The organism is Butyricimonas sp. BSD2780061689_150309_C8, from assembly GCF_015560935.1.
In the GTDB taxonomy this organism is placed as follows: Bacteria; Bacteroidota; Bacteroidia; order Bacteroidales; family Marinifilaceae; genus Butyricimonas; species Butyricimonas paravirosa.
Window position 1 is genome coordinate 26,171 of record NZ_JADMSV010000012.1, and the last position, 12,402, is coordinate 38,572.

Here is a 12,402-nt window from a genome sequence, read left to right on the forward strand (position 1 = left end):
CAAATAGGTAAAGGGAGTGAAGGCTCTTTGCCTATTTTTCTTTTATAATGATTAAATCACCTATTCTCGTGTAATGGAAATCACCCGTACCTGCCAAAATCTGCAACACACTATCCACATCCGAATACCTTTCCACCATTGTCGTGTAGGGAATATTTTCCAAAGCAGAGTTCTCAAAACGACATTCACACCCGTACCAATTCTCCAGCACGTCTGCAATTTCCCGTAACGGAGCCTCCCGGAAGGCAAACATGTTATCCATCCAACTCGTGTAATATCTCGTATCAACTACCTGCACTCGTATTTTCCCAACCCCGGTAAGCAAAGCTTGTTGCCCAGCGCATAATTCCACGCTATCCAACATTCCATGTTTCATTCTCACACGCCCTTCCACCAAGGTCGTAACACACGAATTTTCTCGGGCGTTCACGTTAAAACTTGTTCCTAACACACTGATCTCGGAAGAGATCGTTTTCACCACAAAGGGATGACCGTGATCTTTTGCCACATCAAAATAAGCCTCCCCTTTCAAATACACAACCCGCTGGTTTTCAACGAACGTATTCGGATATCGCAATTCACTCCCAGCATTCAGCCACACGAGACTACCATCGTACAAAACCACCTTTATATTTCCTTGTTTTGAGGTCGTCAACACGTTGTATTCTACTTCTTGCTCGGGAACAGATTGTACGTCCCGCTCACTTTCCTGCGGTTTCAAAGTCTCCTTATTTCCCCCCATCTTCAAAGACTCTTGTTTTACAGAGTCCTCCAGATAAACCACCTTTCCCGCCGTGGTCACTAATGTCGCAAAAGGTTCCATCTTTCCTTTTGATACGGAAGAAAGTAACACCTGCCTCACCGGCATCTTTTCTTCCTTTTCCATCAAACCCCAAAGCACCACTCCCACCAATAACACGGCCGCAACACCCGAAACATACTTCATCAAACGTACTCGTTTCTTTTTCCTGATCCGATCATCCACATTCTTAAAAGGTACCTTGGTATCCACATTATACATATCTGCCACCCCCTCGTAAAGATGGTCAGCCTCCCGAAGCTCCATGAATAATTTCCGGTTCCTCGGTTCCAAACACCATGCCTCCAACAATTCGTCCTCGCTTTTTGAGGTCTCTCCCCGAAGAGATTTATAAATCAAATCACTAATTTCGATATCCTTCCGTATCCTTTTCATGAATATACTTTTTATCTATTAACAAAAACATGCAACCAACAGCGAAACCAATATCAGAAGGCACTGGTTATAATCCGACAAATGGACTTTCAAATCCTTATATGCCTGTTTTTTATGCGTTTTCACCGTATTAATACTCAGAGATAATTCTTCCGAGATCTCGTCATAGCTATACCCTTTCATGCGTAACAACATGATCTCCCGTTTCACATCCGACAGTTTATTGATCTCTTCCAATATTCTGGCTTTCAACTCATGCTCGATAACCAAATGATCGATAGAAACTTCATCGACAAAAACATCTTCCAATTCTTCCATATTCCGTTCCACCTTATGATCCCGAATATAGTTTAAGGTCTTATTTTTCAGACAACTGTATAAATAAGATTTAAACGATATCATATCCGGAAAACGATATGCTTTTTCCCACATATAGAGAAAAGCTTCTTGAGTAATATCCGCACTAATGACCTCATCCCGGAGTAACTTTAGCGTGAAAGCATAGGCCCGGGGATAGAACATATTAAAAATAGCCTTGAAAATCTGAGTATCTTTCAAGTCTATTTCTGACGTTTCTATTTGAATTTTTTCTACAACCATTATTTAATTATTAGTGCCTTTTCCCCTAAAGCACGAAAACGCCATAAAAGGGGTGAGGCAAATATGACTTTTTTTACAGAATATGATTATATTTTTCACAAACCACTTGTAAAATGTGAAAATTAGTAACAGAAAACGAATATACTAAATAATCCTTACCTTTGCTGAAAACAATAATCTAGAAACAGAGAACATTATGCAAATAAAGAGTATTCAACCCGTATATTTTTCACCGACTCATACTTCTGCAAAAATCGTTTCGACGATTGCAGAAGGAATGAATATTATAGTAAATAAAGAGATTGATTTAACTTACCCGTTCGCAGATCAAAAAACAATACTATCGGACACACTCACAATCATCGGTGTTCCAACCTATGCGGGGAGAGTAGCCCCGACGGCATTGGAAAGGCTACAAAAAATAAAAGGAGATAACACCCCGGCTATCATTATTGTTCTTTATGGAAATCGGGATTACGAGGATGCCTTACTTGAATTACGGGACACCGTGAAACAACTGGGTTTTATCCCTGTTGCCGGTGGAGCCTTTATCGGGGAACACTCGTATAGCACGGAGGAATTTCCCACGGCAGCCGGACGTCCCGATGTATCCGACATACAAATAGCGGTCGAATTCGGAAAGAATATTATAAAGCAACTGGATCAATATACCGATATAACAAAAGTATCGGCTTTACAGGTAAAAGGGAATTTCCCGTATAAAGAGAATAAACCTAAAACTCCGGCAACCCCGATCACCATTGACGAACTGTGTACACAATGTCAATATTGTATCGAAATCTGTCCCGTTGAAACCATTGAATTAAAAGAAGAGATCGTGAGCGATCCCGAAATTTGTATTAAATGTTGTGCTTGCGTGAAGGAATGTCCTAACGGAGCCAGAGTTTTCAACACTCCTTTTTCAGAATTTCTCTTCAAGAACTTCCATGAGAGAAAAGAACCGGAACTTTTCTACCTAACTCGCTAAAGTATTTCTTGATTTACGATTTATGATTGAAAAATAGCCAATCATAAATCGTAAATCAAAAATCATTCAGTCTTTCAGTGCTTCTTCCACAAATTTCTGGATAAAATCCACCGTTTTGTGTACTCCCAATAGACTTGAGTCAACAGATAGATGGTAAGATGATGCCACACCCCACTCTTTATCTGAGTAGAAATTATAATAATTCGGACGAGTTTTGTCCATCTTGCGAATCAACTCACGGGCTTCCTGTTCCGATATATGTTGACGATTCATCACTGTCTTCACGCGTTCTTCTATATCTGCATGAACAAACACGTTGATACAACGTTTATTGTCACGCAAGATGTAATCGGCACAACGTCCCACGATCACACAGGAATGTTCGCCTGCCACCTTACGAATCACGTCCGACTGGATTTGAAAAAGCTTATCATTAGAAAGAAAATCATTGTACTGGAAGGGCCCGAAGGTAAATCCGGCAGCAAAAGCCTGTAACAAGTTTCCGGAATTCTTTTCATCCGCCTTCTCGAAAAACTCCTGACACAAACCGCTTTCTTTCGATGCGAGGGAAATTAATTCCTTGTCATAGAAGGTAATCCCGAAACGTTTTGCCAACTCTTGTCCGATCTCTTTACCACAACTTCCGAATTGGCGGCCTATTGTAATAACAAATTTATTATCCATATTTTGATCTTTTAAATCTATTCTTCTACAAAGCTATCGATTTTTTTTGAACCTGTAACCCGCCATAATATAAATTTCTTCATGCTTTCAGATGTTTTAGTTGCCATCTTAACATACAGGCCGCCACGATCGTTGCGATGGCATCCGCAACCGGCATACTCATCCAGACTCCGACCGTTCCCCAAATGGATGGAAACACCAATAATGACGGGATCAAGAATAGCAACTGTCGTGTCAACGACAAAAAGATCGCCTTCTTGGCCATCCCGATAGATTGGAAGAAACTGGATGTCACCATCTGGAAACCGACAACCGGGAAGAATAGTAACACGATACGCAGACCTTCCACGGCAATATTAGTTAAAGTTTCGTCCGATGTGAAAAGGTAAATCAATGGCCGGGGAAAAATCTGTCCCGCCAGAAAACCGACTGTCGTAACAGTCACACCACAAAAGATGGTATATTTCAATACCTGAATCAAACGGTCGAACTGCCGGGCTCCAAAATTATACCCCGCAATAGGCTGCATTCCTTGGTTAAATCCCATCACGATCATGATAAACAAAAAGACGATCCTGTTTACAATACCATACGCCCCGATAGCCAAATCCCCTCCATACGTTTTCAAACTCTTGTTGATCAAGATCACAACAAAACAAGCACAAAGATTCATCAAGAAAGGAGATAACCCGATGGCCAACATTCCTCCCACGATCTGACGTTTCAACCCGAAGATTCCACGTTGGAAATGTAAAAAACTCTTTTTCCTTGAAAAATGGTGGATTTCAAACCCTAAAGCAATAACCTGTGCGGCAATGGTTGCCAAAGCTGCACCCCGGATTCCCCAGCCGAAACCTAAAATAAACAAAGCATCCAACCCACAATTCACGATAACAGCCGTCAAAGTAGCAGCCATCGCTTTTTGTGGATAACCCGAAGCTCTTAAAACCTCGTTCAACCCCATATAAATATGCGTGACGAGATTTCCCGCCAGAATCACCTGCATATATTCCCTTGCATAAGGCAACGTGTCCGGACTCGCCCCGAAAAAGAGCAATATCGGATCAAGGAAAAGCAATGCCACGGTCATAAATACCAAGCCGATAATCCCGTTCAGCATCACCACGTTCCCCAAAACATGAGTAGCACTCTCCTTGTCTTTCTGTCCTAATTTAATAGCAACCAACGTCGATGCCCCTACCCCCACCAACGACCCGAAAGCCGCAGCCAGATTCATAAACGGGAATGTAATAGCCAATCCCGCAATCGCCAATGGTCCCACTCCATGACCGATAAATATACTATCCACCATGTTATAAAGTGAAGAGGCCGTCATGGCAATAATCGCCGGGATAGCGTATTGCATCAACAATTTTCCGATCTTCTCGGTACCTAAAACTAAAGGTGCGGTATCTCTTGTATCAGTCATTCCAATCTCCGTTCTCTTTTATTAATTGTTTCAATGCCTCAATGGCTTCTTCCTCCGGCACGGCCACACGCACCATCTCTTTTCCCCGGAATAGATTCACTTTCCCGTTTCCGGCACCCACATAACCATAGTCCGCATCCCCCATTTCACCGGGTCCGTTCACGATACACCCCATCACGGCAATCTTCAAACGACTCAGATGAGCAAATGCTTTCTTTACTTTCGCCACGGACTCCTGCAAATTATATAATGTTCGTCCACATCCGGGACAACTGATAAACTCTGTTTTATAACGACGCACTCCTGCCGATTGCAATATATCCTGACTCAAATGTACCCCGTAGAACATATCCGGAATACCGGGACATGACAACCACAAGCCATAAACCAGTCTGTCAAGGAATAAACCACCCAGATGAGCTGCCATCCACAAACTCAACCTGTTGGAATCCGACTCGTCAAACATGGCCCGTACAATTACCCGGTTCATTATCCCTAAACGTTTCAACTCTCCCAAGTACAAACGATACAAAGTGCTAGAAGGACGCTCAAGATTCAACACCACGATCGCATTTTTCTCCCGTTCCAACTTTTCGGCAAGCTCGGTATTTATCACTTCCACGTCGCGCACTTCCACGACAATACCATCCCCCTCCACGGGTTTCGATAGCCGGACGAAATCTTTGGCATCAATCAAGGCGACCGCCTTACGATTATACACGTGGGCAATATCCAGACTATCAAAAGGAACCACCACGGTCACGGAATCCGGTAATTTCGTCAACTCCGGTCCCAATGCCTCCGTGTAGATCATCTCCGGAGACCGCATCCCACCTTGCAACATATCGCCATACACGGGATCATTCTCTGTCGCCACGTGAAAATCCAGACCAGCCATCACAGCCTCGTCAAGACATTCCACCTTAGAAATATCCGCTACAATCACGGGATGAGAGTAACGCCCTTCCACGTGAATCGGTTCCGTTTTCAAATCCTGTAAACAACAAATCTCATTTAAAAGATTCGCCACGGGAATCTCCTGTTCCGGTTCCTCAGTCAAGGATACCCGGATCGTATCGCCTAATCCTTCATTTAATAAAGTACCAATACCCACGGCAGAACGAATTCTTCCGTCCTCTCCTTCTCCGGCTTCAGTCACTCCCAGATGCAACGGGTAATCCATCCCCTCTTTCTCCATCTCCTTCACAAGCAAACGCACGGCCTCAACCATCACCCGGCAATCACTCGATTTCAAGGAAATCACGACATCATCAAATTTCTCATCCCGGCACACCCGCAGGTATTCCATGGTTGCCTCCACCATCCCGGCAGGTGTGTTCCCGTAACGGCTCATAATCCGGTCAGACAAAGATCCATGATTCGTACCTATCCGCACCGCCGTCCCGTATTCCCGGCACACGTCCAGAAATGCCGTGAACTTTTCACGCAAACGCTCTAACTCCGCGGCATATTCCTCGTCCGTATAAGTCAATGTTTTGAAAGTCGCCCGTTTATCCACAAAATTCCCCGGATTAATACGTACTTTCTCCACGTGTCTGGCAGCCTCAATCGCCGCCTCCGGGTTAAAATGAATATCCGCGGAAAGCGGAGTCGTGTAACCTCTCCGACGTAGCTCCGCGTGAATATTTTCCAGATTTTTAGCCTCCTTTATTCCGGGAGCCGTAATCCTCACCAACTTTCCTCCCGCCTCGATAATCCGTATAGCTTGTTCCACACAAGCTTCCGTATTCATCGTATCGGTATTTAACATGGATTGTACCAAAACCGGATACTCCGATCCAATATATATTTCTCCAATCTTAACTTGTTTCGTAGATCGACGCTTCATAATAATTGAAAATTGAAAATTGAAAATTGAAAATGATTACACTTTCTGACTTTCAATTCAAGATATTAATTGCTTTAAATTCTGAAGGTTACGTTTATTCGTAATTTCTTTTCCTTCCGGGGTGTAAAGATAATCGATTTCTTCTTTAAATCGGTCATAAACTTTAGCTCTTACGACTTTCATGGTCGAATTTATCATACCATTCTGTTCGTTCAGCGCCTCCGGTAACACGGCCACGACGGCAGGCAGCCACCTTTCCGGAAATAAATGAGCGTGTTTCCCACCTACCCGGTAAGCCATCAGCTCACTCTGGATCTTTTTCAACATAACCCGGTAAGCATCCATGGAATCCGGTTCGACATTCTGTCTCTCGATATACTCCCGTAACGCCGTTTTATTCGGGACAATTAACCCGGCCGTGTACGGGGATTGATTATTATATAATATACAATAATCTATATATTTCGACTGTTCGGCAATGGTTTCCTCGATTCCTTCCGGGCTGTATTTCTCCCCGTCATTCGCGATCAGTAAGGATTTGAAACGCCCCAGCACGTACAACCAGCCATCGGGATGTAAATACCCCAAATCGCCTGTATGCAGCCAGCCGTCCACGATCGTCTCGGCCGTACTCTTCTCGTTTCGCCAGTATCCAGCCATCACGTTTCCTCCTCTTATCCACAACTCCCCTTTTTGTCCTTGGGGTAATTCCTGTCCTTCCTCATCACAAACTTTCAAATCAATCGGTTTTACCAATATCCCGGAAGAACCGAAACGATAACGCCCGGGGGTGTTCGAGCTGATCACGGGAGAGGCCTCCGACAAACCATACCCTTGAAACATCGGAATTCCCAAAGCCGCGTAGTAACGCTGTAATTCAATATCCAGCAAGGCTCCACCTCCCACGAAAAAACGAAGGTTCCCGCCAAATACCTGTTTCCGAAGTTTCGAGAATAAAAGAGAGTCCCATAATTTCACCAAAGGTTTCAACAACACCTTCCATCCTCGTCCCCGATCGTCCCCGAAACCATTATATGTATAAGCAATCTTCAATCCCAGACGATAAAACCGATCTGTAAAACGTCCTTTCCCTTTGATCCCCGCCTCGATATTCTTGCGGAAATTTTTCGCCAAGGCAGGTACGCTCAATAATATATGAGGTTTCACTTCCTGCAAATTCACCGGGATATTACGCAAATACTCCATTCCCGACTGCCCGTAATCGACAGAAGCCAGCGAGGCCCCGTTATACATAAAAGAGTAAAGCCCTACCGTATGGGCAAAACTATGATCCCATGGTAAAAACAATAATATCCGATAATATGCCGGGATTTGTATCAAGGAATCTGATTGCAACACGTTCGTCACGTAATTCCGGTGGGACAACATGATTCCTTTCGGCTCCGCCGTCGTCCCCGAAGTATAAGAAATATTTACCAGATCATCCTCCGTCACGGCATGAATCCGGTCATTCAACAACTTCTCGCATTCTCCCCGCCAAATCTCCCCCTCTCGTTGTAACAACTCAAAGGACACGTATTTACCTTCATTTATATCTGAATGTATCACGATAATCTTTTCCACCCCTCCGATTCGCCCTTCAATTCCCCGAACTCGATTCAAAAAGTTTACGGACACGATCAAAAAACGAGCCTGAGAGTGTTCCACCCGAAAAACAATTTCGTTATCCGTCAACTTTATGGATAGCGGCACATTCACGCCTCCGGCGTATAACATCCCCAATTCCGAGTACACCCAAGCATTACAGCCTTCGCTTAACAATGCAATCCGGTCTCCCCTGTCCATTCCCAATTGGCACAAAGCACCCGCAAAGTTCAATACTTCTCGCTTTACCTCCATATATGATGTAGCCGCAAATTTCCCGTTTTTCTTTTCCCATAAATAAGGATTATCCGGAAACTTTTCGCAACTTCTTTCAAATAAATCTATAACCGTCTTCATATCTTTCATCATTCCCACAAAGCTAACAAAGAATTTGGAAATTCTTACGAAGAAAACCGACCATTCGTTACCGTAAGGAACTTTTCACTCTAGATCTGTCGGGAAACAAATCCGGAAATGGTAGCTCTCTACAATGAATTCAATTCCCAAGGTTTGGAAATCATCAGTATTTCTCTGGATAGTGACAAATCCGAGTGGCTGGAAGCCATTGGAGAAGACGGTTTACTATGCCTTATCACGGTTCCGAACTAAAATCATCGTTATCAACCTGAAAGGTGAATCCCTAAAACAAAAAATCAAAGGACTGATGAAGTAAACACCGCCAAAGGCCTGCATTGTAACCTTATCGTCACATTTCCCGTAAAATCAAATTCACCTAAAATCGAAAGCTATGATAAGAGCATTAATCTTGGCTATCGTTCTTTTCCTTATCGGAACAACGATAGCAATAAATAATTATATCAAAACTCAAGACCAAGTACCCTCGTCAAAGGAAGTGTTTCAACCGGACAAATCCCATATCCCCAGTTTTACACACAATACGCTCTCTCTCGAATATCATTCATTATAAGCAAGATAATTATTGCATAATTTGTGCAGCACTTTTTATGCTACACAAATTACGCAATGACTTTTAAGAATAACAAGAGATTTAATAACATTTACGCTTTCTTTAATATCTCCTCCAAAAACAATCAACATCTGCACAAATCCAAACATAAAACACCTAATATTTGTCACAGATCCAAACATAAAACGATAAAATCTGTCACAAATCCAAAGTAAGACAAGATAAAACGTCGATAGGAAAACTACCGACGCTTTACTATTTAATAAATGAATTTTATCGTGTTGCTGCCGCTTTCTTCGCATCCAACCGACGTACCACTTTCCCGTAAATAATCAGGGCCACGGCTGATACCAAAGCAATTGCCGCAAAGTAATACCAGATGTAATGCGCATTTGCAGAGGCAGCCATCCAATCGGCCTCGCTACTAAATAATTCACGGGCAGGGCAATATTTACTCAGCAAGAACCCGGACAACCCGAACCCGAAAATGGATGACAAAAAAGAGTGTAGATGACTAAAACCCAAATACATTCCTTCTTCTCCCTTCGGTGCTTGTAAAGAGAAATATTCCAAGAAACGAGGAGAAATAAACACTTCTGCCAATCCCTGGAACACGATTCCCACGATCATCATAAACGCCACGGGATGCAATCCAAGAATCTCACCACCGCCCAACATATTCCCGGAGGCCATACACAAAGCCGAGATCGGCATAATAAACATACCACAAGTCATGGAGAACAAAGCTGACTTTTTACGCATCAGCGAAGTCACCAGATTCACCGTCAACACGACCACCAAAGGATTTACGTTAGCATACCAACCGATAGCACTTGCCTCTCCCGCCAAACGGGTCACGTATTTCGGCATCGTGGCATACAACTGATGTTGTACCATCCAGAACCCGGTAATAATCAAGATCAAAACAATCAACCGTCCGTTAGTACAAACTTTCACCAAAGCCGTCCATATCTGTCCGAAAGTCTTTCCCTCCCCGGCGTGTTTATCACTCTTGTAAAACAAATAAATCGCGATCAACGCGAGAAAAGTCATTCCTGCGGAGAAATAATTTAACACGATCATCCCCTCATGCCCCATGGCATCACGTAACGGGGTGACAAGAACCTTTCCGGAGAAAGCTCCGATATTCACCATCCCGTAAAAAATAGCAAACCCTCTTGCCCGATTTTTCTCGTCCGTCTCTTTGGCCACCGTACCGGAAATCACACTCTTAATGAATGATCCTCCCACGATAATCAGAATCATAATCGGAATAATCCCGTAGCGATAACCGCTTTCCTGCAATCCCGTAAACTTTGTCACGTAACCATACTCAACCAATCCCGTCGAGGCCAGAAAATTCGGGAATAATCCCAATCCCAAATAACCTAACGACAATAAGGTAAACGCCAATAACATTGACTTACGAAAACCGATCTTATCGGCAAGCGCACCCGAAAATGTCGGCAATAAATACAAACAAGCGGAAAAAACTCCCGCGATAGTCGCCGCCTGAATATCCGTGAATCCTAAGACGTTACTCAAATATAACGTGATCACGACGAACACCCCGTAATAAGCGGCACGCTCTAACAATTCTACCGTGTTGGCAACCCAAAACGCTTTACTAAACTTTACTTTCTCTTTCTTTTCTGTTGTCACACTCATACTATTAATTTATTACTAACATTTACACACGCCGACAAAAATAATATTTTACAATTGAAAATGAAGAAAAGTTTAAAGTAATGTAGAATTTAGAGTTTAGAATGAAAAAGATTCCGTGATTGCCGATTCGATGATTGGGTGATTAAAATCACTTAATCGAAAATCATTAAATCACTTAATCGATAGGAGCTAAAATCCAAAACCTAAAATTAATAAATCACTTGTTCGTCCAGTTTTTCCCCTTTCAACGCATCGTCCGAATACACGTGTAAACTGTGAGCCGTATCGCTTAAACAGGTAATCCGGTGAATATGATTGTTGAATTTACCGGCCTCGCCGATAGCATATAACCCGTGAATATCGCTAATTGTCATCTCTTGAACCAGACGGATCCCCTCTTTAAAAGGTTCAAAAACCTCAACCAAAAATTCCCCATCGGCAAACGTGTAACCAGCAAACTGGGGATGAGCATGAATGGCCGTACGGTTTCCTTTCTTCCACGACATCACGATAGCCTCCCAACCGGATTCGTCCCTGCCAATATAATTCCGCATGTAGGTCTCATCCAAAAAGCGATCAAAAGAATCCAACGGGTGATTTTGAACAAAATCCAGCACATACGACTTGATCTGTTCTCCCACGCTCTCGCAGATCGGCCCGGAATGTACGATATTCAACAAACCACCCATAAAACTTTCATATCCGGCAACCATACACGGAGTCAAGTCAAAATCTTCTTGCAATATCTTATTCATACTATTCTTCTTTTTTACCGCATACAAACATACACGATTTCCTGGCTCCCCGCTTGTGTATATATACTTACTTCACAAGGTAAAAAATACGTAATATTTTTATAATTCGATGTTATTCGCTAATTTCACGGTCTAATTGAAACTGAATTCGTAAAAGATGAAAACAATATTCGTCACGTTACTTGCATTTATATTACTTCTTCTTTCTTGTATTAAAGACGAAAAAGAGGATGTTATAAATTACATCGAAGAAAACGACAAATTACCGGAATTCACCGTGAAAAACGCAACCGGAGAAGAACTTCATAGTGAAGATTTATCGGGAAACACAACCCTGTTGGTTTTCTTCGTTACCACCTGTGGCGATTGCAAGCGGGAACTCCCGAAGATTGACAGCGTGTGGAATGAACTGAAAGACCAGCCCACCTTCCGACTCGTCACCATCTCCCGCGGGGAAACAGCCGAAGTCGTCAACGCATTCTGGAAAGAACAAAACTTCACGATGCCGTTCTACCTTGACCCGGACGAAAAAGTCTTTTCCCTTTTTGCCAATAGCACCATTCCCCGAGTCTACCTTGTCAACCGGAAAAACATCGTGACTTGGATGGCCGTTGAGCAAATGAACCTGTCAACTGAACAACTCATTCAAAAAATAGAACAATTGATCAATAAGGTTTTGTAATTTTTCTCTTTCAACAAAA

Annotated in this window: 12 protein-coding genes; 4 read left to right on the forward strand and 8 right to left on the reverse strand. The window is 42.9% G+C overall.

Going from position 1 to position 12,402, the window contains the following annotated elements; genetic code table 11:
• Positions 1 to 31: 31 nt before the first annotated feature.
• Both I2I33_RS10675 and I2I33_RS10680 read right to left on the reverse strand, forming a co-directional pair.
• A complete protein-coding gene (locus tag I2I33_RS10675; RefSeq protein ID WP_087421540.1) occupies positions 32 to 1,195 on the reverse strand; it encodes a FecR family protein in 1,164 nt (387 codons plus the stop codon).
• 18 nt (positions 1,196 to 1,213) lie between these two features.
• Positions 1,214 to 1,795 (reverse strand): RNA polymerase sigma factor, encoded by a 582-nt coding sequence (locus tag I2I33_RS10680; RefSeq protein ID WP_087421539.1) that lies wholly within the window; start codon positions 1,793 to 1,795, stop codon positions 1,214 to 1,216.
• A 196-nt stretch (positions 1,796 to 1,991) separates the two neighbouring features.
• Between I2I33_RS10680 and I2I33_RS10685 the strand changes: the two genes are divergently transcribed.
• Positions 1,992 to 2,783: a 4Fe-4S binding protein gene (locus I2I33_RS10685; protein WP_087421538.1), complete on the forward strand. Its 792-nt coding sequence runs from the start codon at positions 1,992 to 1,994 to the stop codon at positions 2,781 to 2,783.
• A 66-nt stretch (positions 2,784 to 2,849) separates the two neighbouring features.
• Here the strand turns inward: I2I33_RS10685 and I2I33_RS10690 are convergent, their stop codons facing one another.
• The 4 genes from I2I33_RS10690 to I2I33_RS10705 form a co-directional block, all read right to left on the reverse strand.
• Positions 2,850 to 3,467: an AAA family ATPase gene (locus I2I33_RS10690; RefSeq protein WP_087421537.1), complete on the reverse strand. Its 618-nt coding sequence runs from the start codon at positions 3,465 to 3,467 to the stop codon at positions 2,850 to 2,852.
• A gap of 79 nt (positions 3,468 to 3,546) precedes the next feature.
• The gene (locus I2I33_RS10695; RefSeq protein ID WP_087421536.1) at positions 3,547 to 4,896 is read right to left on the reverse strand and encodes an MATE family efflux transporter; all 1,350 of its coding nucleotides are present in this window, start codon (positions 4,894 to 4,896) and stop codon (positions 3,547 to 3,549) included.
• Positions 4,889 to 6,745, reverse strand: coding sequence for a (E)-4-hydroxy-3-methylbut-2-enyl-diphosphate synthase (ispG, locus tag I2I33_RS10700; RefSeq protein ID WP_087421535.1), 1,857 nt, complete (start codon positions 6,743 to 6,745; stop codon positions 4,889 to 4,891). The genes I2I33_RS10695 and ispG overlap by 8 nt, the downstream gene beginning before the upstream one ends.
• A gap of 57 nt (positions 6,746 to 6,802) precedes the next feature.
• Positions 6,803 to 8,707, reverse strand: coding sequence for an AMP-dependent synthetase/ligase (locus I2I33_RS10705; protein ID WP_407712172.1), 1,905 nt, complete (start codon positions 8,705 to 8,707; stop codon positions 6,803 to 6,805).
• Between the two features lie 117 nt (positions 8,708 to 8,824).
• Between I2I33_RS10705 and I2I33_RS10710 the strand changes: the two genes are divergently transcribed.
• On the forward strand, positions 8,825 to 8,959 hold the full coding sequence (locus I2I33_RS10710) for a hypothetical protein (protein WP_140402598.1): 135 nt from the start codon (positions 8,825 to 8,827) through the stop codon (positions 8,957 to 8,959).
• Between the two features lie 139 nt (positions 8,960 to 9,098).
• Positions 9,099 to 9,278, forward strand: a complete 180-nt coding sequence (locus tag I2I33_RS10715; protein ID WP_140402597.1) for a hypothetical protein — start codon at positions 9,099 to 9,101, stop codon at positions 9,276 to 9,278.
• Between the two features lie 273 nt (positions 9,279 to 9,551).
• Here the strand turns inward: I2I33_RS10715 and I2I33_RS10720 are convergent, their stop codons facing one another.
• Both I2I33_RS10720 and I2I33_RS10725 read right to left on the reverse strand, forming a co-directional pair.
• Positions 9,552 to 10,940 carry an MFS transporter gene (locus I2I33_RS10720; RefSeq protein WP_087421883.1) on the reverse strand — a complete coding sequence of 463 codons (1,389 nt, stop codon included), beginning with the start codon at positions 10,938 to 10,940 and terminating at the stop codon, positions 9,552 to 9,554.
• Positions 10,941 to 11,155: 215 nt separating this feature from the next.
• Positions 11,156 to 11,701: a hypothetical protein gene (locus I2I33_RS10725; protein ID WP_087421534.1), complete on the reverse strand. Its 546-nt coding sequence runs from the start codon at positions 11,699 to 11,701 to the stop codon at positions 11,156 to 11,158.
• 157 nt (positions 11,702 to 11,858) lie between these two features.
• Between I2I33_RS10725 and I2I33_RS10730 the strand changes: the two genes are divergently transcribed.
• Positions 11,859 to 12,383 carry a TlpA family protein disulfide reductase gene (locus I2I33_RS10730; RefSeq protein WP_229128270.1) on the forward strand — a complete coding sequence of 175 codons (525 nt, stop codon included), beginning with the start codon at positions 11,859 to 11,861 and terminating at the stop codon, positions 12,381 to 12,383.
• Positions 12,384 to 12,402: the final 19 nt, after the last annotated feature.

Excerpts from the sequence above, each read along its gene's own strand:
- I2I33_RS10675 (WP_087421540.1), bottom strand. The coding sequence starts at position 1,195 with ATGAAAAGGATACGGAAGGATATCGAAATTAGTGATTTGATTTATAAA.
- I2I33_RS10680 (WP_087421539.1), bottom strand. The coding sequence starts at position 1,795 with ATGGTTGTAGAAAAAATTCAAATAGAAACGTCAGAAATAGACTTGAAA.
- I2I33_RS10685 (WP_087421538.1), top strand. The coding sequence starts at position 1,992 with ATGCAAATAAAGAGTATTCAACCCGTATATTTTTCACCGACTCATACT.
- I2I33_RS10690 (WP_087421537.1), bottom strand. The coding sequence starts at position 3,467 with ATGGATAATAAATTTGTTATTACAATAGGCCGCCAATTCGGAAGTTGT.
- I2I33_RS10695 (WP_087421536.1), bottom strand. The coding sequence starts at position 4,896 with ATGACTGATACAAGAGATACCGCACCTTTAGTTTTAGGTACCGAGAAG.
- ispG (WP_087421535.1), bottom strand. The coding sequence starts at position 6,745 with ATGAAGCGTCGATCTACGAAACAAGTTAAGATTGGAGAAATATATATT.
- I2I33_RS10705 (WP_407712172.1), bottom strand. The coding sequence starts at position 8,707 with ATGAAGACGGTTATAGATTTATTTGAAAGAAGTTGCGAAAAGTTTCCG.
- I2I33_RS10710 (WP_140402598.1), top strand. The coding sequence starts at position 8,825 with ATGGTAGCTCTCTACAATGAATTCAATTCCCAAGGTTTGGAAATCATC.
- I2I33_RS10715 (WP_140402597.1), top strand. The coding sequence starts at position 9,099 with ATGATAAGAGCATTAATCTTGGCTATCGTTCTTTTCCTTATCGGAACA.
- I2I33_RS10725 (WP_087421534.1), bottom strand. The coding sequence starts at position 11,701 with ATGAATAAGATATTGCAAGAAGATTTTGACTTGACTCCGTGTATGGTT.
- I2I33_RS10730 (WP_229128270.1), top strand. The coding sequence starts at position 11,859 with ATGAAAACAATATTCGTCACGTTACTTGCATTTATATTACTTCTTCTT.